Genomic DNA, 21,973 nt, shown 5'->3' on the forward strand with positions numbered 1-21,973 from the left:
GCCTTTAGCCAGTGATGCGTTTTTCGGTGTCTGGATCGAAAAAAACCACTTTCTTCATATCGAACATCAGCTCGGCTGTTTCACCCCAGGTTACCGGGTGCTCCGGATCAATCCGGCAGTGCACGTTGGTGTCGTTCAGGCGAATCAGGGCAATCACGTCCGGGCCGGTCGGCTCGGTCACCTCGATGGTGAACTCGCCAGTGGTGACCAGGGCCTGATCGCTTTTCTGATCCTGGGGCTGGGTGATGTGCTCTGGGCGAATGCCCAGCACCACCTTCTTGCCAACGCGATCGGCCAGGTACTCTGGCAGCGGCAGCTTCAGCGAGCGGCCGTCGCCACCCTGCACTTCGGCCTGCAGGCCTTGCTCGCCCTGCTCGCCCTGCTCGACATTCACGTGCACGAAGCTCATCGCCGGTGACCCCATGAAACCTGCCACGAACATGTTCTGCGGCGAATCATAGACCTGCTTGGGCGTGCCCAGCTGCTGCAGCTCACCGTCTTTCAGCACCGCGATGCGGTCAGCCAGGGTCATGGCCTCGATCTGATCGTGGGTGACGTAGACGATGGTGGTCTGCAGGCGCTGGTGCAGCTTCTTGATCTCGGTGCGCATTTCCACACGCAGCTTGGCGTCCAGGTTCGACAGCGGCTCATCGAACAAATAGATGCGCGGACGGCGTGCCAGGGCGCGGCCCATGGCGACCCGCTGCTGCTGGCCACCGGACAGCCGTGACGGCTTCTTGTCCAGCAGGTGGGAGATCTGCAGCAGATCGGCGACCCGCTCCACTTCCTGCTCGATCTGGTCTTTCGGCATGCCGCGGATCTTCAGGCCAAAGGCGATGTTCTCGCGCACCGACATGGTCGGATACAGGGCGTAGGACTGAAACACCATGGCGATGTCCCGGTCTTTGGGCTCCACGCCGGAGACGTCCTTGCCGTCGAGCACAATTTCCCCCTCGGAGATGGCTTCCAGCCCGGCGATGGTGTTCATCAGGGTGGATTTACCGCAGCCGGAAGGACCGACCAGAATCAGGAATTCGCCCGAGGCAATATCGATATCGATACCTTTGAGGGTCTCCTCAGCCGCTCCGGGATAGGTTTTGCGAATTTTACGCAGTTCCAGTTGAGACATTGTTGTTTTCCTCTCAGGTCAGCCTTTAACAGAGCCGGCGGTCAGGCCCCGGATGAAGTATTTACCCGCCACGATGTACACCACCAGCGTTGGTAGTGCCGCAATCATGGCCGCTGCCATATCCACGTTGTATTCCTTTACGCCGGTGCTGGTGTTCACCAAGTTGTTCAGCGCAACGGTGATGGGCTGGCTGTCGCCACTGGCGAACACCACCCCGAACAGGAAGTCGTTCCAGATCTGAGTGAACTGCCAGATCAGCGACACCATGAAAATGGGCGTCGACATGGGCAACAGAATGCGGAAAAAGATGGTGAAGAAGCCGGCACCGTCCAGGCGGGCCGCCTTGATCAGTGCATCTGGGATAGCCACGTAGTAGTTACGGAAAAACAGCGTGGTGAAGGCCACCCCGTAAATCACATGCACCAGCACCAGACCGGGCGTAGTGTTCGCCAGCCCGAGTTGGCCCAGGGTCGCGGCCATCGGCAGCAGTACCACCTGAAACGGCACGAAGCAGCCAAACAGCAGCAGGCCGAACAACAGGTCCGAACCACGGAACTTCCACTTCGCCAGCACGTAGCCGTTGAAGGCGCCTAACAAGGTGGAAATCATCACCGCCGGTACGGTCATCTTGAACGAGTTCCAGAAGTAACCGCTGATGCCGTCGCACTGCACGCCGGTGCAGGCTTCAGACCAGGCCTTGGTCCAGCCGATGGTGGTCCATTCGGTGGGCAGCGCCACCAGGTTACCGGTACGGATGTCCATGGGTGTCTTGAGGCTGGTCACCAGCATGATGAACAGCGGCACCAGATACACCAGGCACGCCAGAATCAGCAGGCCGTAGATGGCAATGCGGCTGGGACTGAGGCCGGGACGAGTCATATCAGTCATGGCGCTTCTCCCTCAGTTCCGAGTACAGGTAAGGCACGATCAAAGCCAGGATGGCACCCAGCATCAGCATGGCACTGGCCGAGCCCAGGCCCATCTGACCGCGGGTAAAGGTGTGGGCGTACATGAACACCGCTGGCAGGTCGGTGGAGTATCCCGGGCCACCGGCCGTCATGGCCATGACCAGATCAAAGCTCTTGATGGCGATGTGAGCCAGCACCATGACCGCGCTGAAGAACACCGGCCGCAGTGACGGCAGGATAATCTTCCAGTAGATCAACGGCAGGCTGGCACCATCGACCCGGGCCGCCCGGATAATGGAGGAGTCGACACCGCGCAGGCCCGCCAGGAACAGCGCCATGACAAAGCCAGAAGCCTGCCAGACCGCCGCCATCACGATGGTGTAGATGGCCAGGTTGGAATTCACCAGCCAGTCAAAGCTGAACGAGGTCCAGCCCCAGTCGTGCATCAGTTTCTCAATACCCAGACTCGGGTTAAGAATCCACTTCCAGACGGTACCGGTGACGATCATCGACAGCGCCATCGGGTACAGATAAATAGTTCGGATTGCGCCTTCCTGGCGGATGCGCTGGTCCAGGAATATGGCCAGCACCACGCCAATGAACAAGCAGGTGAAGATGAACAGCCCACCGAATATCGCGAGGTTTTTGGAGGCCGTCAGCCAGCGATCGTTAGCCATCAATTTGGCGTACTGATCGAAGCCGACAAAGTCGTAGGTGGGCAAGAAGCTGGAGCTGGTGAACGACAAGATCCCGGTCCACAGCATGTAGCCGTAGATACCGATGCCGATCAACACAAAGGTTGGGGCAATCACCAGTTTCGGCAACCAGCGCTGCAGGCCGTCCAGCAGTCGTGACGGTGCACTGACCACTCCGGCGGGGCGCCGCTGAGTTTGTTCCATGAGAATTCTCCCGAATGAATCGGAGAGCCACCCGGGCGGGTGGCTCTTGGCTTCTTTACTTCGCGGCCTGGATGGCGGCGGCCAACTGATCCGTGGCTTTTACCGGATCCTTGTCGTTGGAGTTCACGAAGTTGGTAACCACATCAAAAACCTGCCCCTGGACGTAACTGGTCGTTGCCAGGCCGTGGGCCAGGCTTGGCACCAGCTCGCCGGTGTCGGCGCTGCTCTTGAAGGTCTCCATTGAAGCCTGGGCACAGGCGTCAAACTCGGACATGTCCATATCGGTACGAACCGGGATGGAGCCTTTGTTCTGATTGAACACGGTCTGGAATTTCGGCTCGAGAATGGTACGGGCCAGGTCTTTCTGGGCTGCTACGTTTTCCTCTTCACTCAGGCCGAACATGGCGAAGGAATCGACGTTGAAGGTGAATTCACCGGCAGTGCCCGGTGCCGCGGCACACAGATAGTCTTCACCCGGCGTCAGGCCGGCGGCAGTGAATTCGCCCTTGGCCCAGTCACCCATGATCTGCATGGCAGCTTCGCCACGGATAACCATGCCGGTTGCAGTGTTCCAATCGCGGCCGGCGGCGTTGTCGTCAACGTAGCTCATGACCTTGGCAAACTTGGCAAACACCTCTTCCATTACCGCGCTGTTGATCACATCCAGATCGTGCTCAACAAAGGCTTTGCGGTAGGTGTCGCTGTCCATCACCGCCAGGGCGACGGCTTCGAATACGGTGGCGTCCTGCCAGGGCTGACCACCGTGGGCCAGCGGAATGTAACCTGCAGCCTTGAGCTTGTCGGCTACGGTAAAGAATTCGTCCAGGGTGTTGGGAATTTCAACGCCGACTTTTTCCATCACCTGCGGGTTAACCCAGAGCCAGTTGACCCGGTGTACGTTCACCGGCACCGCCACGTACTCACCTTCGTACTGCATCACGTCCGAGATCATCGGCGGCACCAACTGGTCCCAGTTCTCGGCGGCGGCCACGTCGTCCAGGCTGGTCAGGAAACCCAGCTTGGCCCACTCGCGGATATCAAGCCCTTTGATCTGGGCGGCAGCCGGAGGATTGCCGGATACGGCACGGGTTTTCAGCACGGTCATGGCTGCTTCACCGCCGCCACCGGCGACCGCGAAGTCTTTCCAGGTATGGCCCTGCTCTTCCATCATCTCTTTCAGGGCAGCGGCAGCACGGGCTTCGCCACCGGCGGTCCACCAGTGCAGGACCTCAACTTCGCCCGCATGGACAGCAGCGGCAGGCAGCAGGCAGGCAGATACGGCAAGGGCGGAAAGGGTACGCTTGAAGGCGGTCATAATGACTCCTTGTTGTTTTTGTCGAGGACATCAAATTATTTACCAGCGGCTGGATAGCCAGCGGTCAGAAGGCAAGTCTAGGACAGGGAGATCAGAGAGAACGTATCAAACTGAAAAACCCATGTAACAAGGCTGTTACATGGGTTCTTGAGGCGCGGGCTGATGGGTGGCCGTTTAATGACGCGGCAGCGACAGCACCACTTGCAGGCCACCCGTGGGCCGGTTGCTGATGTTCAGGTCACCACCATGATTCTGGGCAATGTTGCGGGCGATGCCCAGCCCCAGGCCGTGGCCCTGTCGATGAGCTTGATCCAGGCGGTAATAGGGTTCGAAAATACGCTGGAGTTCAGCCTCCGGAATGCCGGGGCCGTGGTCATCCACCCGAATCACCAGTTGCTCCGCTGTGTCATCGAGCTGCACCTGCGCCCGCTCACCGTATTTGATGGCATTGTCCACCAGGTTGCCCAGGCAGCGGCTCAATGCCAGGGGCTTACCCCGATAGGGCTGGCATTCGCCACTGATTTTCAGTAATTCGGTGCCATTGGTGCGATAAGCCTCCGCCATCCGGTCCAGCATCCGCCCGACATCCACCGGCTCCACGTTCTCATGAATGTCCGTGTCCTTGAGAGACTGCAAGGCGCCTTTCACCAAAAGTTCCAGCTCCAACAGGTCGGCTTCCAGTCGCTCCCGCATGGGTTCGTCGTCAATCAGATCGATGCGCAGGCGCAGACGGGTAATCGGTGTTTTCAGATCGTGGGAGATGGCGCGAAACAACTGTTCCCGGTCACTCAGGTAATTTTGCAGCCGCCGGCGCATGGTATTGAAACTGCGGGTGACGGCGACAATCTCGGCACTGCCCTGCTCCTTCAGTGCCGGCTGGTCATCGTCCAGGGGCAGATCCCGGGTGGCCTTCGCCAGCTTGCGCAGCGGCCGTGTTTGCTGACGAATCAGCCACGCCAGTACCGGGAACAACACCCCGATCATGACCGCCAGGAAAAACACCTGCTGCCCCGGCACTCCCTCGTCTTCCAATGAGACATAGGGCGCTGGCAGCGGCGATGCCAGGTACAGCCAGTCATCCTCGGCTACCTCAATCTGCATCACCAGTACCGGTGGATTCAAGGGCTCAAGGGTCAGCGAATAATGGGCCCAGGATGGAGGCAAGGCGTCGAGCGGCAGTTCGGTATTGAGAATGCGCAGGTCATCCGGGCTCACAAACTCGACATGCAGGTTGCTGTCCCTGCCCAGACGACGCCGCAGCACGGAACGGACTTCGTCGGTGGCCAGTTGTTTCAGTTCGGTCTCCGGCAAAGGCTTCATATCGATGCGCTTGTTATTCAGCGACACGAAGAAACGGCTGCCACCCATGTTGCGCAGCTGGTCCAGCACGATGTGCCGGTATTCCAATGGCAGCGAATTAAAGAACTGAGCCGTGGCCGCGGCCGATTGCGCCAGATTGCGGGTGGTCACCACCAGGCCTTCTTCCCGCTGGGTTTTAAACGCGCCAACCCAAGCCATACTGGAAATAACCTGGGCCGTGGCCATGGCCAGCAGGGTTAACAACAACACCCGGCCAAGCAGCGACGACGGAATCCAGCGCCGGGGTTTGCGCCAGAGTGAGAATTCACTCGAAGGCATGATTCACCGTGGCCGCCAGCAGGTAACCTGCACCACGCACCGTCTTGATCAATTTCGGATCTTTACCCTGGTCACCCAGTTTCTGCCGTAACCGGCTGACGGCAACGTCGACCACCCGGTCCAGCGGCGTGGATTCACGGCCGCGGGTAACTCCAGAAATGGTGTCACGGTCCAGCACCTCATTCGGATGGCTCAGAAACAGCTGCAACAGCGCGAAATCGGCACCAGAAATAGACACCTTGCTGCCCTGCTCGTCGATCAGGTCGTGGGTCAGGGTGTCCAGGCGCCAGCGGTCGAACACCACGTACCTCGGGTTCTCAACCCGGGCAAATTGAGCCCGGCGCAACAGTGCCTTGATCCGGGCCTGCAGTTCCCGGGCACTGAACGGTTTGGCCAGGTAATCGTCGGCGCCGATCTCGAGCCCAACTACCCGGTCGGTCTCATCGGAACTGGCGGTGAGCATAATAATGGGCACTTGGGAATGTTCGCGAACCTCCCGGCACAAGGTGAAGCCATCGTCACCGGGCATCATCACGTCCAGCACGATCAGGTCGATCGAAAAGCTTTTGAGGTGCGCCCGCATCTGGTCGCCGTCTTCCGCGGTATGGATGCCGTAGCCAACCCGGGACAGATGCTCGTGAAGCAGCTCTCGGATGGAGGCGTCATCATCGACCACGAGAATCGATGCTTTGGTGTCGGTCATGGTCTGGTCGTTTGTTGTTGTCGTTGAAGTGTGCGCCACCTTAGCAGATCTGCACTTCCGTTGGCCTGACTTTCGGCCCAAGAGTGCCGCCGGATATGGGCTCTGCCGGTTTCAGGGGCCAAGTTTAAGGAGGTCCAATTTCGCAGGCCAGCACCAGGGCCCAGAATTCCGAAAAGTCATTCACCACCACATCGGGCTTGTCGGGGTGTTTGTGGGTGCCAGGGAAGATGCGATTGAGCCAGGGCTGATCCCACTGGGCCCCGTTGAAAAACACCGAGGTCATGCCGGCCCGTTTCGCCGCGATCACATCGGTGGTGCTGTCACCCACGTACCAGACGCTGGGATCGGGCGGATAATCCAGCTTCTGCACCGCCAGCAGCAACTGGTCAGGATGGGGTTTGCGCAGCGGGGTGTCGTCACCACAGACATCGACATCAAACAGATGGGTCCAGCCGGTTTCCTCCACAGCCGCCAGCTCATGCTCAAAGAACTCCCGGTCCCGATTGGTAATCACGCCCACTTGCCGATGCAGCCGACGCAGCCCTTCGAGCACCTCCCGCACCTTGGGCTCGAACGCCTTCACCGTGCCGAAATGGTTACGGTAGTGAAAATTGAACGCCCGGTGGGCAACCTGCTTGGCTTCCTGATCATCACCAAACAGTACCTCGAAAATATCCGTCCGGGAGATTTTCCGGTCCGCCTTCACCTTCGGATGCAGGCGCGCAAACTCGCGCACATAGGCCACCAGCCGGGCATCTTCCGGGGTTTTGCTGTCCTCAGGGGACACCATTCGCCCCATCAGGTCCAGTTTGTGAAAATCCGGCAGCATGTCATCTACAGCGTGGTACATGGCATCCAGGGTATCCACCAGGGTGGCGTGCCAGTCGAACAGCACCACCGACGGCCGGATGAGCTTGACCACCGCCGGATGCCAGTCGGCCTCCACCCGGGGTTCCGGCCGCTCCGGTGGCGGAAAGGGTTTCGGGCGCACTTCGGCGGGGGCCTGGCGAAAGGCCTTGGGCTGACTCCGTTCCAGCAGCGCCAGCAAGTCCAGCAGATCCTCAAAACTGTCAAGGACGGCCGAGGGCGCATCCCGGTAGGAGAACCAGCTGTCGATGCGCTGCGGCTCCCAACAGGCGCCGTTGTAAAACACACCGGCGACTCCGGCACGGTTGGCAGTCAGCATGTCGACGTAGCTGTCACCGACATACCAGGCGCGGCCGTCTGCCGGCAGCCCCAACTTATCCAGGGTTTTGAGAATCACTTCCGGGTCGGGCTTGTACTCGGTGACATCATCGGCGCACACGGTGGCGTCAAACAGATGCTGCCAGCGGCCCTCGTCCACGGTCACCAGTTCCTTGTCGAGAAACTCCCGGTTCCGGTTGGTGGAGACCGCCAATTTGATGCCCATGGCCTTGAGCGCCGACAGGTACTCGTAGGCCCCCGGCTGAAACGGTTTCACCTTGCCGAAGTAACGGCGATAGGCCTCGTTGTAGGCTTTGTGGGCAATCAGTTTGGCGTCCCGATCCTCGCCGAAAATGGCGTTAAAAATATCGGTGCGGGAGACCCGGCGTTCGGCCAGAATCCGTGGGTGCAGGCGGCGGAAGATACGGATATAGCGAACCAACCGGGCATCGTCCGGGGTCCGGCATTTCGCCTCTGGCAGCAGCCGCTCCACCAGGTTCAGGTCTTCCAATTGCGGCAGCATGTCCTCCATGGCGCTGAACATGGCATCGTGGGTGTCTACCAGTGTGCCGTGCCAGTCAAAGATCAATACCGAAGGCGCCGCGATGGAGTCGCTGAATCGGGCCATACACTCTCTCCGTAGGAAACTGCTCGAACCGGCCTTGAAATCCGTCCCCATGACGGTAAGACTCGGAGGGCTCTGACAAAAAAGATAACCCGTGCCAGGGAAACTTGCACACTACTCGCTCACTACTTGTTCACTACAGAGTGCGCTCTATGTCTGCCGCCGGCTATTTACTGCCCTACGATTTTTCGCCACTGACCGTGTTCAGCTTCGCGGCCGTGCTGGGCCTGTACGGTATAGCCCTGCTCCGGATGCCGGCAGCCGAGCGCCCGGGGCCACTTCGTATCGTCACCTTCGTGCTCGGAGTGATGCTCTGCTACACAGTGATGCAGACCCGGTTCGATTATTATTCCCAGTACATGTTCTTCGTGCACCGCGGCCAGCACCTCATTCTTCACCACCTGGGGCCAATCCTGATTGCCCTGTCCAACCCCCTGCCCATTGCCCGCTACTGGTATGGCTTCGCCGGCCCCGGCAGCCGCCGTCTGCTTGCCCCACTAGGCTGGCTGTACCGGCTGCTGCAACAACCGGCCATTGCTGCATTTCTGTTTGTCGGCCTGATCTTCTTCTGGCTCTGGCCACCAATCCATTTCGACGCCATGCTCAGCCGGCAACTGTACTGGCTGATGAACTGGAGCATGCTGCTCGATGGCCTGCTGTTCTGGTGGCTCATTCTGGATTCGCGTTTGCCGGCGGTCAGTGATGCCTTAGGGTACGGCAAGCGCATCCTGTTGCTGGCACTGGTGGCAATACCACAGATGATTCTCGGGGCCTGGATCGTGTTTTCCCGAGGCATGGTGTACGACGTGTACGAAGTCTGCGGCCGCGCCTGGCCGATGCCGCCGGAAACCGACCAACTTCTGGGCGGGCTGCTGACCTGGATTCCGCCGGCGATGATGAGCATCGTCGGCATCCTGATCATTCTACGCCGCGCCATGCATGAGGACGGAGGGCAATCTAATCGCCAATCTCGTCAATCTCGCCAACCAATAACAGAAGGATCAACCCCATGATGCCACTGCGCCTGCCTCTGGCCCGGCTTCGCCCTGCCGCTCTGTTCGTGCTGGTGTGGTCGCTCTCGCTGATACTGACCGGCTGCCTGGGCGACGAGGAGAATTGGCACGGCAAAGACATCAGCGGGCTGATGCCGGAGCTGGAGTTCAAGCTGACCGGCACCTCCGGCAATCCGGTGACCGAAACCGACTCGGCGGGCCAGATCCGCCTGGTTTATTTTGGCTTCACCTCTTGCCCGGACGTTTGCCCAGCCACCCTGAGTGGTTTGCGCACCGCCATAAAGCAAATGCCTGACGATCTGCAGGGAGAAGTCACCACCCTGTTTGTCAGTGTCGACCCGAACCGGGACACCCCGGAACGCATCGCCAGTTACGTCAACTTCTTCGGCCAGGGCGTGGTAGGACTAACCGGTGAGGAAGCCACCCTGCGCGAATTCACCAAGCGTTACCGCACCACCTTCGGTTATGACCAACCGGATACCGAGGGTAATTACCAGGTCTCCCACAGTGCGGCGGTGTACGTGTTCGATGGGGATGGCGATGCCCGTCTGCTGCTCCGGCCAGGCCTCTCCACCGAGCAGATCAGTGAAGACCTGACCACCCTTGCCGCCGAATCTGCGCGCTCCTGAGCTATCGCCTGACAGATCTCCAGCCGCGGCAGGCGCGTATGTGTTGTCTACTGTCAGGAGATCTGGACCACCCTCGTGCACAAGAAACCAAACCTGCCGACCAAAACCTGCCCGGTGTGCCAGCGCCCGTTTGCCTGGCGCAAAAAGTGGGCCCGGGACTGGGACAATGTGCGTTACTGCAGTGAGCGCTGCCGGCGCAGCCGGAGCCATGGCCAGTGACGACCGTAGTGTGGTTCAAGCGGGACCTTCGCACCCGCGATCATGATCCGTTGGAGGCCGCGGCCGCGCTCGGTGAACCGGTCATTCCACTTTACGTGGTCGAGCCCGAGTACTGGCAACTGCCCGACACCTCCGCCCGCCAGTGGGCATTCATTGAGGAGTCGCTGACCGATTTGCGCCGCCAGCTCCGGCACCTCGGCGCCGACCTGCTGGTGGTGACCGGGTTGGTCAAACAGACCCTGGAACGTTTGAACTCGGCCTACGACATCCAGCGGGTATTCTGTCATCAGGAAACCGGTGGCCAGTGGACGTTTGATCGCGACCGGGACGTTGTCGGCTGGTGCCAGGAGCAGGGCATCGACTTTCGGGAATGGCAGCAGTTCGGTGTAGTTCGCCGCCTGCAGGATCGGGATCTGTGGGACAAGGCCTGGTCGCAGCTGATGCGCCGGCAGCCGACACCCGCGCCGGCTGGCTTGACCACGCCGGATGGTCTGACGGGTTTTGCCAATGCGCCCGGTGGCCTGCCCTTGGCCGATTCCGCCCCCTGCCCGGAACGGCAGGCCGGTGGCAGTCAACGCGGCGACAAACTGCTGGCCTCTTTTCTGGAACGCCGCTGCGTCGGCTATCAATACAACATTTCCAGCCCGGTCAGTGCCGTGCGCGCTTGCTCCCGGTTGAGCCCGCACATTGCCTATGGCACGGTCAGTTTACGGGAAATCTACCAGGGCGCGAAAAACACCGGCCAGCACCCCAGCAGCCTGCCCCGAAAACAGCGCAGCCTGACTAGCTTTCGCTCCCGGCTGCATTGGCACTGCCATTTCATCCAGAAACTGGAGGACGAACCGGAACTGGAATTTCGCGCCATGCACCGGGAGCTGGAGGGCTTGAAGGCGGGCCCCGGCAAATCCGAACGACTCCAGCGCTGGCAGGAAGGCCAGACCGGCTGGCCCCTGGTGGACGCCTGCATGCGAGCCCTGCACCACACCGGTTGGATCAACTTTCGCATGCGCGCCATGCTGATGGCAGTAGCCAGCTACCAGCTTTGGCTGCACTGGCGCGACCCGGCATTGCACCTGGCCCGCCAGTTCACCGATTTCGAACCGGGCATCCATTACCCACAGGTGCAGATGCAGTCCGGACTTACCGGTATCAACGCTCTGCGCATCTACAACCCGGTATTGCAGAGCCAGAAACTGGACCCGGACGGTGAATTTATCCGGCGCTGGCTGCCGGAGCTGCAGGGCGTTCCGGTGGACCTGATCCATACACCCTGGCTGATGACGCCGGCCCAGAAAGATCGCTACGGCGGCAACACCTACACCCTGCCGGTGTGCGACCACGAACAGGCCGCCCGGGCGGCACGCAAGGCCATCGGCGAGTTCCGCAAGCAGCACGTTTCCCACACCGAGACCGACCGCGTGCTGCAGCGACACGGTAGCCGCAAGGGACCTGTTCAAAGACGCCCATCGGTTCCGCGAAAAGCAGAAGATGACGCGGACCAGCTATCCTTGTTCGATTAACACGCCCGAAGAAAGGTCTACCTCAGTCCTGATATTGCTGCTGCTCATGCCGGAGCATCTGTTCCATCATCAGTTGCATCTGATTCATTCGATCTTCCATCCGCTGCATCCGTTGATCGACACTCGTGCTCTCAGACTTGTTGGAACGATTACTGGCACCAGACGGGTTATTCATCATGCCCTGTCTGTGATCGTCGTCCATCATGCCGTGACCTCGTCCCCCCATCATCCCAGGCCCCATCATTCCCTGGTGCATTAATTCCATTTGCTCTCTCATAGCCTCCCGATGCTCTCTCATTAGACGCTCTCGCTCGTCCTGTGAGCCGACCTCTGGAACTTGTCCCATCATGTTGTCCATTCTTGACCAGTTTCGATGCATCTGCTCCATCTGTTGCGGGCTCATCATCATACCCGGTCCGTGTCCCGACGAAGGCCCGTCACTACCATGGGCAAAGCCCAAAGTTGGAGCCAACACCAAGAGAACCAGTGCTATAAACGGTTTCATTAAGATCATTAGAAAATCCCCCAGTGTCGCTGCAGTTGTCTTCAATCATTAGACGCCAGAATACTGAACTGGAGCTGAAATTATGCGGCAGACTGAGGTAGGCTTGATCTATATCAAGTGCGGCCGACTAGGACGCCTGCGCGCTCCCCAGCCGAACATTTCCCGGTGCGATCGTTGTCCAGACCATCCGGGAAAACCATGGTGAGAGCGCTCAGCTCCTGACACCGGAGAATCACACTCTCAAAACACGAGCCCTGGACCGGATGTCTATGAAAATTGGCGACATTTCGAAGCGTGCCAACATCTCTGTTGAAACCGTTCGATACTATGAAAAGATCGGCCTGCTACCTGAACCTGACCGCACTGCCAGCGGCTACCGGTCTTATCGCCAAGCCCACCTCGATCGTCTGTTGTTCATCAAGCGCTGCCGGAACCTGGATATGGCGCAAAACGAAATTCGCGAACTGATCCGCTTAGCCGAGAATCCGGAGGCGGATTGCGCTGGCGTGGATACATTGCTAGCCAAACATCTCCACCACGTTCGCGAACGAAGGCGGGAACTTGCCAGCCTTGAGCAAACGCTGGAGAAACTTCAGAAAGCCTGCACGGAAGGCCGGACGGTCCAGGAATGCGGCATCCTTGAAGGCCTTTCGACCGAGTTCGAAGATCTTGAAACCTCCAATACACACAATCATGTGCCTGGCACCCATGGTCAGGGCCACGGCTGAGTGATGACTTGCCAGAAATACCCGTTGACTCTGTAGTAACTACAGGGTTTTAACTGAGTGAAAATTTCAGCAGGAGGTTTTCATCATGGCGTGCAGTTGTTCTCCACCCGAATCCAATTCCCCTGGGCCCGGCTTCCGGCGGGCTCTGTGGATTGCACTCTGGATCAATCTGGCGATGTTCCTCGTCGAAGGCTGGGCCAGCTTCCAGTCGGGCTCGGTATCACTGATGGCCGACGCCATCGACTTTTTTGGCGACAGCGCCAACTATGTGCTGTCCCTGAGCGTATTGTCCATGGGGCTGGCCTGGCGTGGGCGGGCAGCCATGATTAAGGGACTGACCATGGCGGTGTTCGGATTGGTGGTCTGGCTGCGCGCCATTTGGGTTGCCCAGAGCGGACTGACACCGGAACCCCTGACCATGGGCGCTGTGGGTTTTCTGGCCCTGGTCGCCAACGTCACTGTTGCCCTGATGCTATTCCGGTTTCGGAGCGGCGATTCGGACATGCGCTCAGTATGGCTATGCAGCCGCAACGACGCCATCGGCAATGTCGCAGTGATGGTTGCGGCCCTGGGCGTGTTCGGTACGGGCACCGCCTGGCCGGATCTGGCGGTGGCCGGCATCATGGGCACCCTGGCGATGACTTCCGGCATCAGTGTGATGCGTCACGCACGCAGTGACATTGCTGCCGCTCGCAGCGCCAGTCCCCAGCCGGTATCCGCGGGCACCGGCAGTCATTAGAACGCGAGCGAAATCATCACCGGAATGAAGGCGAGCGCGAACAGAGTGGTGAGCAACACGGTGCCTGCCGCCTGCCTCGGCGAAATATCCAGCATGGTGGCAATGACCACCGTGTTGGCCGCAATCGGGGTAATGGAAATCAGAAAAATGGCCTTGTGCACGGCCGGCTCGTATATGCCCAGTACGTAAGCATCCAGCCACCAGAACAGGATGGCCACCGCGGGCCAGACGACAAACTTGCCGAAGAACGCCAGCCCGGTGAAGCGGATATTACCCGCCAGTCCCCGGAAGCTGGTGATGCTCATGCCGATGATCATCATTCCCAGGATGCTATAGGCACCCCGCAGGTTATCGAACAGCGGCTGGAACAGGTCCGGGATGCGAGCCCCGGACAGGTTCAGCAACACCGCCGCGAGGAAGGCGTACACCGATGGCAGCTTCACCACCCGCAACAGGGCGGATTTCAGGTCATGCCGGCCGCGGGCTGCCAGGTAAAAGCCTACCGAGTTTTCAAACAGGGTGGTGCCAAGCATGCACACGATGTAAAGCCCCAGACCCTCCTCGCCAAACAGCAGTAACGCCACCGGCACCCCGAAATAGCCAGTATTGCCCGAGCCCACGCACAATGGAATCAAACTGGCACTGCCGTCGGTGATCACCCTCTGCGCCAGCTTCAGCTGGACAATGCCAAGGACACAGGACAGTCCGAAGATCAGGAACGGCAGGAAAATAACTTCCGGCGACAGTGGTGCCGCCATCACTCCGGAAAACACCACCGATGGCGTGACGATGTACAGCATGATGCCGGCGATGTGCTTGCCACTGGCTTCCAGGTAGCGTCCCGCCACCCAGCCGAGTGCGACCGTCACGTACAGGGGAATAAGCTTGAAAAACAACGCCAGTGCAGCAGCCATGAACGCTCCAGACAGGAACTATTTGAGAGACCGGGCTGGCAAGTGTACCCAGAAACGCATCAGCAATAAAAAAGGGCAGCAAGGAGGCCCCTGCTGCCCAATAATGCTTATCGCTCAACGCTTTCAATGACTTCGAAGCCGAGTAGATGAAACGTCGGCGTCCTCGAACTCAATTAGCTTACGAAAGCTTAGGGACAAACAGATCAATCTGGAATTAGATTTTTTTTATTTGTGTCATTCAAACCCCCTTAAAATGATCATAAAACGTTCACCTTAAAAGTTTGCGTACACTTGTACGCTCAAGTATTTTACCGCCATGTCGACCAACGGATATTTTCCAATGAGCACCGAGGAAACCTCGAAAGAACGCACTACAGACTTTGCCACCGATGCCCCCGAGGCCCCCGAGGCCCCCGAGGCCCCCGAGGCCACGGTGCACCAGCGGATTGAAGAATGGCTAAACAGTGCCACCCACGGCCTGGGCGCAATCCTGAGCGTAATCGGTACGGTTGCCCTGATTGTCGGTGCCAGCCAGCTCGGCGATATCTGGAAGCTAGTCAGTTTCGCTATATTTGGCGCCTCCCTGATACTGCTTTACGTGGCATCGGCGCTGTACCACGGCGCACGCCATCCAAAGCTGAAAAGCGCTTTCAAAACCCTGGACCATTGCGCCATTTTCCTGCTGATTGCCGGCACCTACACACCATTTTTGCTGGTGAACATGCGAGGTACCGTCGGCTGGACGCTGTTTGCGGTAATCTGGTCGCTGGCGCTAACCGGCGTGGTGCTCAAGGTGATTTTCAAGAACCGATTCAAACTGGCTCGCGTGGGGATTTATATCGCCATGGGCTGGCTGATCACCTTTGCCTCCTCAGACCTGGTCGCCAATCTGAGCGAAACCGCGCTGAATCTCACCATTGCCGGTGGCTTGGCCTACACCGTCGGTGTGGTGTTCTACCTGGCTGACCGGATTCCCTACATGCACGCTATCTGGCACCTATTTGTGATTGGTGGCAGCGCCTGCCACTTCAGCGCGATATACTTTGGCGTTCTGCCACACGTAACCTGATCAGGAGAGACCGCACGATGGCGAAGTGGTTGGTAAAATCCGAACCCTCTGAGTGCGGCATCGAAGATTTCGTGCAGTCTGCTGGCAAGTCGATCCCGTGGGACGGGGTGCGTAATTACCAGGCCAGGAATTTCCTGGCCCAGATGCGTGAGGGCGACGACGTCCTCCTGTACCACTCCAGCTGCGCCCACATCGGCATCGCGGGCCTTGTCACAGTGGTGCACAGCGCCTACCCCGACCCTACTCAGTTCGAGCCGGATTCGCCCTATTACGACCCCAAGAGCACGCCCGAGAAACCCCGTTGGCAAGCGGTGGACCTGGCCTTGGTGCGCAAACTGCCACGCCTGATTCCCTTAAAGGAACTCAAGTCCCTGCCCGGGCTGGAAGAACTGCCCCTGCTCCGCCAGGGCAGCCGCCTCTCGGTGATGCCGGTGAGCGAGAAAGAGTGGCAGATTATCCTGGGCCATGCCGGCTAGTTCTGGTTCACCGCTACCGGCTCCTCGTCCCGCTCATCGTGCGGAATCGGATCCGGACTCTTGTCCCAGCCTACCAGCGCAATAGTTGCCACCACGCCGATCAACAAGCCAATCCAGGGCTCGAAGAACGCCAGCGCCGCCCCAATCAGCACCACCGTGCCGCGCGAGGCATTATCTCGCGGAATCCCCATTGCTATGTACGCGCAGGCAAAACCGGTCAACACCAGCGTCAGCGACAAAGCCACACCCAGCAAGGGTTTGAGGCCAGTTAGCAGCGGCAACAGGAAGAAAATAAATGGCAGGCCCATCAGGTAGTAAGAGGCCAGCCCACTGTGCAGGCTGCCCATCGCCTTCGGCCCCTGCTTCCAGCGCTGCACCACAATCACATGCACGCCGGTCCAGACCGCGCCCTGGGTCGGGAAGAACGGCGCCACAATGGCCATCACGGCGTTACGAATCGCCAGCGAGAAATGCGAACGGTTCAGATTGATGTCAACGTGCTCGTCCTTGCGCGCGTGTAGGCCATCTCGCAGCACTTCGTTGCCGGTAACCAGGTCACCAAACAGGATGATGTAGGCAATCAGTGCCAGCGGAACACTCTGGATGAGCATCTCCTGGGACGGCCAGCCAATCATCAGCGGTGAAACCTTGGCCAGGGCGTCACCCAGGGGCGGCACCAGAATGCCCCACTGGATATCAAAACTAACTTCACCCGCCAGCGGCCCAACCACCGCCGCGACCAGGAAACCGGGTAGCAAACCCAATGCCCCGAGCATGAAAAAGAACCTGTTACGCTCTTTCAGTTTCTGCATCGGCACCGAAAAGGTGAAGATCAGGCAGATAGCACAGGCGAGCCCGGTGGCAATCGGCTGCTCCAGCAGAAAACGCTCGGCGTCGTCGACAAACACGCGCTTGAGCGCGGCGATGGCGGCACCGAGGATGATACCGGCCTTGAGCGTGTCCGGTAGCCAGACCACAAATCGCCGGCCCAATCCGGTGATCCCAAGGAACAGAACCAGCCCCGCGAATACCAGACTGAGAGCCGTCATCGCCTGGAACCGACTAACCGGGTCTTCGTAGCCGCCGATAACAAACGCCAGGATCAGCGGTAACGCGGGCGTAATCCAGCCGCCGGCGTAGGGTTCGCCAAAGACGATCACCGCAGAGGCAATCAATGAGGCATGAATCATCGACAGCGCTACCGCTTCCTCAAAGCTCAGCCCGAAGAACGCGGTCATGACCGGAATCAGCGCCATACCGGTGGCGGCAGAGACAAACAGCCCCTGAAGGAATTCAGGCCAACACAGACGCGTATGGTAAAAAGGCAGGCGAAAGGTAAACGGCCCCCAGCGCCATCCGGGTAACTCGGGTCTCTCTGACATGGGAATCCACTCGCTCTTGGTTTTATTGTTAGCGAGTTGAGTATGGAAAGGGTTTCCAGATTCCGCGAATCAATATTCCTGATCTCACTGAATAAGCGAGGTTTATTCCCTTTGAGAACTTAGCGGTTGCCGGGCCAGTCCCGCATTCAGGCTATCCAATCCTGCCGCCGCCCTTTAGAATTCCGCTCTTTCGTGAATCATCTGGAGTTGATGTCAGCCATGTCATCCGAATTAAGCCCCTCCTCGGCGTCCGAGCACCTGCGCCGGATTGAGTCCAGCAAGCTGTTCCAGGGCGCTGTCATTGCCATCATCATCCTGTCGGCGCTGACCATCGGGGCCAAGACCTACGATCTGCCACCGTGGGTAGAACAGGGCCTGACCGGCATGGACAACGCCATTACCGCGTTCTTCCTGATCGAGATTCTATTCCGCTTTGCCGCCTGCCCGGCCAAACGCCGGTTCCTGCTGGACGGCTGGAACCTGTTCGACACCATCGTCGTGATTGGCAGTCTGATTCCCCTCGACAATTCCGACGCGGTGTTGCTGGGCCGGTTGCTGCGGGTATTCCGGGTGCTGCGCCTGGTGTCGGTGGTGCCGGAGTTGCGTTTCCTGATCAATTCGCTGCTGAAGGCGATTCCGCGCATGGGCTACATCGCCCTGCTGATGTTCATCATTTTCTACATATACGCCGCCATGGGCTCAATCTTTTTCGCCAAAGTTGATCCCGAGCTATGGGGGGACGTGGCCATTGCCATGCTGACGCTGTTCCGGGTGGCCACCTTCGAAGACTGGACTGACGTCATGTACGCCACCATGGAGCAGTATCCGCTCAGCTGGCTGTACTACCTGACCTTCATCTTCCTGACCGCATTCGTGTTTCTGAACATGATGATCGGTGCAATTCTGGAAGTGATGAGTGAGGAGCAGAACGCCGAGGAGGCTCAAAAGGCGCACGATGAGCGGGACGAAATCGTTAAGCAGCTTCACAACGTCCAGCACAAGCTGGACGAGCTGACAGCGAAACTGGAGAAATAGTCGGGCTCTTGCCCGACAGCAAGATCAGGCTCTAGCTCGATTCAATGACTGTGGCCGTCCGCGTAATGATCGTCGGCCTCAGGTTCTGTCGCCTGTTTCGGCTCCTTTTCACCGTGGTGACCCGGTGCGCCGTGTGAGGATTCGCCCTGCGATGATGACCCTGCGCCCATCATGCCATCCATGTTGCCATGGTCATGGTCATGGCCGTCGTCGGCCTTCGCCTGCATACCTTCTTCAGGCTGTGTCAGACGAGTATATTCTGACTCTGAAAGGCTGGGGAGGCGCTGGATAAACGCCGTGATTTCCCAGAGGTCCTCATCGTCATGAGTGACACCCCACGCAGGCATACCCGTCATCTTTATGCCATTTTTGATGATCCAGAACTGCTCGGCCGGGTCAAAGCGTCCTGCCTCCGTCAGTGACGGTGGCATTGGGTTCAGTCCCTGCCTGAGCAACGTATCCTCCAGGCCCGGTTTCAGGTGGCAGGCAACGCAAAGCTGGTCATAGCCCCGAGCGCCCTGACGAATCATCTCTTCGCTGGCCAGATCGCTCGGCACATCAAGCTCTGACCCCCTCGCTTCCACCGAGTTTTTCATCGTAGTGTGCAGCGCCCACTTGCCCAAAGCGCTGTGCTCTTCCATTGCAGTCACGTTGTAGATGCCGCTGTGAATGAACGCAAAGCCGCTCAGCGCTAGCACTGCACCCGCGATCAGCACGCTGTACAAGATGCGCATTGTTTACCCCCGCTTGGTTTAATGTATTCAGGTTCCTCTGGGACCGTTAAAAAGAAAGCCTGGCACCCAGAACTGCATACCAGCTTTCAGCACCGTCGCCCTCGGCCCTCGCAAAGTCTTCCGAGTCCCCATATTTGCGCTCATGCACCACTCCGATGTAGGGAGAGAAGGAACGGTCGACCAAGTCATAACTTAACCTTAGCCCGGTTTCAGTGGACACGAGGCCTTTGCCAACCCCAATTTCGCGATCCTCACTAAAAGCCACCGTCGCATCAACCGCAGCAGCAAGAATCAACCGATTGGTCAGCAAAAGCTCGTACTCAGCGTCCAACTCTGCTGAGGAATCGCCTTCCTCGCTCACATAGAGATTCGCGTCGATTTCGAACCATTGCGGGGCAAGCCCTGTAATCCCGACAACGGCATAGGTGCGGTCGGGACCTTCAGGCGTATCGAAACGCACTCCAGCCTTGGCATCGAAAAAATCAGATATAGGCATTTGACCGACCAGCTGATTCTCCAGTTGCTCATACGCCTGCTCGTCGATGGCGTACTCGCCTTTTGTCAGCCAGCGAACTTTCAGCTCATCGGTGCCATAGAAGACATCTCCGTTCCAGACCCCCAGCTCTTCGTCATCGTCGCTGTAGCGGTACTCAAATTCTTCAAACTGAGCGCCCCAGACTTTGAGGGGCATTTTTCGTGCGGTAGTGTCCTCAATCTGCTCCTGGGCGGAGGTAACGGTTGGCATCAGGCCCCAGCCCAATACAACCAGCGCAATCAGTGAGATTCCACGACTCATGCCTCACCTCCTGTGCTTCCGGTGCCCGCTTCAACCGCCTGGGCGCTCTCCGGCCCCCCTTCCACAATAACCTTACGGAACATTCCCGCTGCTGCGTGGTAAGACAGATGGCAGTGGAAGGCCCACTGGCCTGGCTCATCCACCTCGGTTTCCATATACACCGTAGTGCCTGGCTGAACACTGATCGTGTGCTTGACGGGATTCAACTGACCCGCGCCAACGTCCAGCATCGACCACATGCCGTGCAGGTGCATGGGATGCGTCATCATTGTCTCATTGACGAATTTGAACCGAACCCGCTCGCCATACTGCAGCCGGATAGGATCAGCATCCTCGTATTTAACGCCGTTGATACTCCAGGTGTAGCGCTCCATGTTGCCGGTCAAACGCAGCTCAATCTCCCGAGTGGCTTCGCGCTCTTCGTACAGAGGATTTTGCGCTTTCAGATCGGCGTAAGACAGGAACTTGCCGCCATTGGCTGCCGTTGGAACCAGGCCACTACCCTCGGCGTAGAAGGGATCGCTGGCACCACCGGCAGGCATTTCTGAGCCGTGCCCCATCGCGGAGTGATCCATGGCCTTCACTCCAGAATGATCCATGTCGCTCATCCCAGCATGGCCCATGCTCTTCATCTCGGAATGGTCCATTTTGCCCATTTTGGAATGGTCCATGCCTTCCATTCCCCCCATGTCGCCATGATCCATGCCGTGCATTCCGCTCATATCTGCCATGGTTAACCGTGCCGGCTTACGCAAGCCAGGAACGGGGGCCTCCATGCCCTCTTTCGGCGCCAGCGTTGCCCTCGCGTAGCCAGAGCGCCCCATCGACTCGGCAAAAATGGTATAGGCCTTCTCATCTTTCGGACGCACAATGACGTCGTAAGTTTCCGCCACACCGATACGGAACTCGTCCACAGTAACGGGCTGAACATTGTTGCCGTCTGCCTGCACAACGGTCATATCCAGACCGGGTATCCGAACATCGAAATAGGTCATGGCCGATGAGTTGATAAAACGCAGGCGAATCCGTTCGCCCGACTGAAAGAGCCCCGTCCAGTTCTGATCAGGCCCCTTGCCATTAATAAGGCCGGTAAACCCCTGCAGGTCCTCGACATCGGCTTTCATCATCCGCATGCCGCCCCAAGCCAGGCGATCCTTCACCGTATTCATGAAGCCCTGATCAGAAACGTCCGAGAAGAATTCGCCAACCGTCTGCTGCTCACGGTTGTAGTAGTCCGGCATCATTTTCAGATTGCGCATAATGCGGTCACCCGAGTGCGGGTGTTTGTCGGTTAGCTGAACCACGTACTCACGGTCATACCGAAAGGGATCACGCCCTTCCGGCTCAATAACAATGGCACCGTAGGCGCCATCGGGCTCCTGGAAACCCGAGTGACTGTGAAACCAGTAGGTGCCTGACTGGGTGATCGGAAAGTTGTAGGTGAAGGTTTGCCCCGGCTTAATTCCCGGGAAGCTGATACCCGGCACACCGTCCTGCTCAAACGGAAGGATCAATCCATGCCAATGAATGGAGGTCATCTCATCCAGATTGTTGGTCACATTGATTGAAACCTTCTCCCCCTCCTTGAAGTGGAGCACCGGGCCAGGAGATTTGCCGTTATAGCCAATACCTGTTTTAACAAAATCCCCTGTATCAATTTCGACCCGGTCGACCGTCAGGTTGTACTCTCCCGCCAACCCGATCACGGGTAGTAGCAGGCTTAAGGCACCTGCCAGAAAAGCCGTTTTCATGGAGTGGCCGCTCTGGTGCGACCCGGCGCCCATGGCCGTCCTTGAAACGGAATTAGGCAAT

22 protein-coding genes are annotated in these 21,973 nt (G+C 58.6%); 9 read left to right on the plus strand and 13 right to left on the minus strand.

From position 1 onward, the window contains the following. Positions 1–4: 4 nt before the first annotated feature. From QUE89_RS14130 to QUE89_RS14160, 7 genes are all read right to left on the minus strand, one after another. Positions 5–1,129 (minus strand): ABC transporter ATP-binding protein, encoded by a 1,125-nt coding sequence (locus QUE89_RS14130; RefSeq protein WP_286220707.1) that lies wholly within the window; start codon positions 1,127–1,129, stop codon positions 5–7. Positions 1,130–1,147: 18 nt separating this feature from the next. Then, on the minus strand, positions 1,148–2,017 hold the full coding sequence (locus tag QUE89_RS14135; protein WP_286220708.1) for a carbohydrate ABC transporter permease: 870 nt from the start codon (positions 2,015–2,017) through the stop codon (positions 1,148–1,150). Continuing rightward, on the minus strand, positions 2,010–2,936 hold the full coding sequence (locus QUE89_RS14140; RefSeq protein ID WP_286220709.1) for a carbohydrate ABC transporter permease: 927 nt from the start codon (positions 2,934–2,936) through the stop codon (positions 2,010–2,012). Before QUE89_RS14140 ends, QUE89_RS14135 begins: the two co-directional genes overlap by 8 nt. Positions 2,937–2,991: 55 nt before the next feature. Beyond that, positions 2,992–4,251 carry an ABC transporter substrate-binding protein gene (locus QUE89_RS14145; RefSeq protein WP_286220710.1) on the minus strand — a complete coding sequence of 420 codons (1,260 nt, stop codon included), beginning with the start codon at positions 4,249–4,251 and terminating at the stop codon, positions 2,992–2,994. Between the two features lie 174 nt (positions 4,252–4,425). Beyond that, positions 4,426–5,889, minus strand: a complete 1,464-nt coding sequence (locus QUE89_RS14150; protein WP_286220711.1) for an ATP-binding protein — start codon at positions 5,887–5,889, stop codon at positions 4,426–4,428. Further along, entirely contained in the window at positions 5,876–6,592 is a 717-nt protein-coding gene (locus QUE89_RS14155; protein WP_286220712.1) for a response regulator, read from the minus strand. The genes QUE89_RS14150 and QUE89_RS14155 overlap by 14 nt, the downstream gene beginning before the upstream one ends. Positions 6,593–6,716: 124 nt before the next feature. Further along, complete coding sequence (locus tag QUE89_RS14160; RefSeq protein WP_286220713.1) at positions 6,717–8,405, minus strand: HAD family hydrolase; 1,689 nt, start codon at positions 8,403–8,405, stop codon at positions 6,717–6,719. Positions 8,406–8,554: 149 nt separating this feature from the next. On the opposite strand from QUE89_RS14160, the gene QUE89_RS14165 reads away from it, so the two are divergent. From QUE89_RS14165 to QUE89_RS14180, 4 genes are all read left to right on the plus strand, one after another. Next, positions 8,555–9,415, plus strand: a complete 861-nt coding sequence (locus tag QUE89_RS14165) for a cytochrome c oxidase assembly protein (RefSeq protein ID WP_286220714.1) — start codon at positions 8,555–8,557, stop codon at positions 9,413–9,415. Further along, the gene (locus tag QUE89_RS14170) at positions 9,412–10,044 is read left to right on the plus strand and encodes an SCO family protein (protein ID WP_434784074.1); all 633 of its coding nucleotides are present in this window, start codon (positions 9,412–9,414) and stop codon (positions 10,042–10,044) included. The genes QUE89_RS14165 and QUE89_RS14170 overlap by 4 nt, the downstream gene beginning before the upstream one ends. A 75-nt stretch (positions 10,045–10,119) precedes the next feature. Next, entirely contained in the window at positions 10,120–10,263 is a 144-nt protein-coding gene (locus QUE89_RS14175; protein ID WP_286220715.1) for a DUF2256 domain-containing protein, read from the plus strand. Next, positions 10,260–11,783: an FAD-binding domain-containing protein gene (locus tag QUE89_RS14180; RefSeq protein WP_286220716.1), complete on the plus strand. Its 1,524-nt coding sequence runs from the start codon at positions 10,260–10,262 to the stop codon at positions 11,781–11,783. Before QUE89_RS14175 ends, QUE89_RS14180 begins: the two co-directional genes overlap by 4 nt. A 22-nt stretch (positions 11,784–11,805) precedes the next feature. Here the strand turns inward: QUE89_RS14180 and QUE89_RS14185 are convergent, their stop codons facing one another. Next, a complete protein-coding gene (locus QUE89_RS14185) occupies positions 11,806–12,048 on the minus strand; it encodes a hypothetical protein (protein ID WP_286220717.1) in 243 nt (80 codons plus the stop codon). A gap of 509 nt (positions 12,049–12,557) precedes the next feature. On the opposite strand from QUE89_RS14185, the gene cadR reads away from it, so the two are divergent. Together cadR and QUE89_RS14195 are read left to right on the plus strand one after the other, a co-directional pair. Further along, positions 12,558–13,016 (plus strand): Cd(II)/Pb(II)-responsive transcriptional regulator, encoded by a 459-nt coding sequence (gene cadR, locus QUE89_RS14190; RefSeq protein ID WP_286222901.1) that lies wholly within the window; start codon positions 12,558–12,560, stop codon positions 13,014–13,016. An 85-nt stretch (positions 13,017–13,101) separates the two neighbouring features. Continuing rightward, a complete protein-coding gene (locus tag QUE89_RS14195) occupies positions 13,102–13,755 on the plus strand; it encodes a cation efflux transmembrane domain-containing protein (RefSeq protein ID WP_286220718.1) in 654 nt (217 codons plus the stop codon). Here QUE89_RS14195 and QUE89_RS14200 read toward each other — a convergent pair. Next, complete coding sequence (locus tag QUE89_RS14200; RefSeq protein WP_286220719.1) at positions 13,752–14,669, minus strand: AEC family transporter; 918 nt, start codon at positions 14,667–14,669, stop codon at positions 13,752–13,754. The two genes, QUE89_RS14195 and QUE89_RS14200, sit on opposite strands and share 4 nt — an antisense overlap. A gap of 340 nt (positions 14,670–15,009) precedes the next feature. Between QUE89_RS14200 and trhA the strand changes: the two genes are divergently transcribed. Beyond that, positions 15,010–15,738, plus strand: a complete 729-nt coding sequence (trhA, locus tag QUE89_RS14205) for a PAQR family membrane homeostasis protein TrhA (protein WP_286220720.1) — start codon at positions 15,010–15,012, stop codon at positions 15,736–15,738. A gap of 17 nt (positions 15,739–15,755) precedes the next feature. Beyond that, on the plus strand, positions 15,756–16,214 hold the full coding sequence (locus QUE89_RS14210) for an EVE domain-containing protein (RefSeq protein ID WP_286220721.1): 459 nt from the start codon (positions 15,756–15,758) through the stop codon (positions 16,212–16,214). On the opposite strand, the gene QUE89_RS14215 is transcribed toward QUE89_RS14210, so the two are convergent. Beyond that, positions 16,211–17,596: a hypothetical protein gene (locus QUE89_RS14215; RefSeq protein ID WP_286220722.1), complete on the minus strand. Its 1,386-nt coding sequence runs from the start codon at positions 17,594–17,596 to the stop codon at positions 16,211–16,213. The genes QUE89_RS14210 and QUE89_RS14215 overlap by 4 nt on opposite strands. A 219-nt stretch (positions 17,597–17,815) precedes the next feature. Here QUE89_RS14215 and QUE89_RS14220 point away from each other — a divergent pair, with 219 nt between their 5' ends. Beyond that, a complete protein-coding gene (locus QUE89_RS14220; RefSeq protein WP_286220723.1) occupies positions 17,816–18,631 on the plus strand; it encodes an ion transporter in 816 nt (271 codons plus the stop codon). Positions 18,632–18,672: 41 nt separating this feature from the next. Here the strand turns inward: QUE89_RS14220 and QUE89_RS14225 are convergent, their stop codons facing one another. The 3 genes from QUE89_RS14225 to QUE89_RS14235 are packed head-to-tail and all read right to left on the minus strand — an operon-like array spanning position 18,673 to position 21,912. Continuing rightward, positions 18,673–19,365 (minus strand): c-type cytochrome, encoded by a 693-nt coding sequence (locus QUE89_RS14225; protein WP_286220724.1) that lies wholly within the window; start codon positions 19,363–19,365, stop codon positions 18,673–18,675. 46 nt (positions 19,366–19,411) lie between these two features. Then, a complete protein-coding gene (locus tag QUE89_RS14230) occupies positions 19,412–20,161 on the minus strand; it encodes a copper resistance protein B (RefSeq protein ID WP_286220726.1) in 750 nt (249 codons plus the stop codon). Beyond that, the gene (locus QUE89_RS14235; RefSeq protein WP_286222902.1) at positions 20,158–21,912 is read right to left on the minus strand and encodes a copper resistance system multicopper oxidase; all 1,755 of its coding nucleotides are present in this window, start codon (positions 21,910–21,912) and stop codon (positions 20,158–20,160) included. Before QUE89_RS14235 ends, QUE89_RS14230 begins: the two co-directional genes overlap by 4 nt. Positions 21,913–21,973 lie beyond the last annotated feature (61 nt).

The organism is Marinobacter sp. LA51, assembly GCF_030297175.1.
In the GTDB taxonomy this organism is placed as follows: domain Bacteria; phylum Pseudomonadota; class Gammaproteobacteria; order Pseudomonadales; family Oleiphilaceae; genus Marinobacter; species Marinobacter apostichopi.

Bases quoted from the DNA above. Each gene is read 5' to 3' on its own strand.
- QUE89_RS14185 (WP_286220717.1), bottom strand. From the start codon at position 12,048: ATGGAATTAATGCACCAGGGAATGATGGGGCCTGGGATGATGGGGGGA.
- QUE89_RS14200 (WP_286220719.1), bottom strand. From the start codon at position 14,669: ATGGCTGCTGCACTGGCGTTGTTTTTCAAGCTTATTCCCCTGTACGTG.
- QUE89_RS14235 (WP_286222902.1), bottom strand. From the start codon at position 21,912: ATGAAAACGGCTTTTCTGGCAGGTGCCTTAAGCCTGCTACTACCCGTG.
- QUE89_RS14145 (WP_286220710.1), bottom strand. From the start codon at position 4,251: ATGACCGCCTTCAAGCGTACCCTTTCCGCCCTTGCCGTATCTGCCTGC.
- QUE89_RS14210 (WP_286220721.1), top strand. From the start codon at position 15,756: ATGGCGAAGTGGTTGGTAAAATCCGAACCCTCTGAGTGCGGCATCGAA.
- QUE89_RS14150 (WP_286220711.1), bottom strand. From the start codon at position 5,889: ATGCCTTCGAGTGAATTCTCACTCTGGCGCAAACCCCGGCGCTGGATT.
- QUE89_RS14220 (WP_286220723.1), top strand. From the start codon at position 17,816: ATGTCATCCGAATTAAGCCCCTCCTCGGCGTCCGAGCACCTGCGCCGG.
- QUE89_RS14160 (WP_286220713.1), bottom strand. From the start codon at position 8,405: ATGGCCCGATTCAGCGACTCCATCGCGGCGCCTTCGGTATTGATCTTT.
- QUE89_RS14215 (WP_286220722.1), bottom strand. From the start codon at position 17,596: ATGTCAGAGAGACCCGAGTTACCCGGATGGCGCTGGGGGCCGTTTACC.
- QUE89_RS14170 (WP_434784074.1), top strand. From the start codon at position 9,412: ATGATGCCACTGCGCCTGCCTCTGGCCCGGCTTCGCCCTGCCGCTCTG.
- QUE89_RS14155 (WP_286220712.1), bottom strand. From the start codon at position 6,592: ATGACCGACACCAAAGCATCGATTCTCGTGGTCGATGATGACGCCTCC.
- QUE89_RS14140 (WP_286220709.1), bottom strand. From the start codon at position 2,936: ATGGAACAAACTCAGCGGCGCCCCGCCGGAGTGGTCAGTGCACCGTCA.
- QUE89_RS14195 (WP_286220718.1), top strand. From the start codon at position 13,102: ATGGCGTGCAGTTGTTCTCCACCCGAATCCAATTCCCCTGGGCCCGGC.
- QUE89_RS14165 (WP_286220714.1), top strand. From the start codon at position 8,555: ATGTCTGCCGCCGGCTATTTACTGCCCTACGATTTTTCGCCACTGACC.
- QUE89_RS14130 (WP_286220707.1), bottom strand. From the start codon at position 1,129: ATGTCTCAACTGGAACTGCGTAAAATTCGCAAAACCTATCCCGGAGCG.
- QUE89_RS14230 (WP_286220726.1), bottom strand. From the start codon at position 20,161: ATGAGTCGTGGAATCTCACTGATTGCGCTGGTTGTATTGGGCTGGGGC.
- QUE89_RS14225 (WP_286220724.1), bottom strand. From the start codon at position 19,365: ATGCGCATCTTGTACAGCGTGCTGATCGCGGGTGCAGTGCTAGCGCTG.
- QUE89_RS14135 (WP_286220708.1), bottom strand. From the start codon at position 2,017: ATGACTGATATGACTCGTCCCGGCCTCAGTCCCAGCCGCATTGCCATC.
- trhA (WP_286220720.1), top strand. From the start codon at position 15,010: ATGAGCACCGAGGAAACCTCGAAAGAACGCACTACAGACTTTGCCACC.
- cadR (WP_286222901.1), top strand. From the start codon at position 12,558: ATGAAAATTGGCGACATTTCGAAGCGTGCCAACATCTCTGTTGAAACC.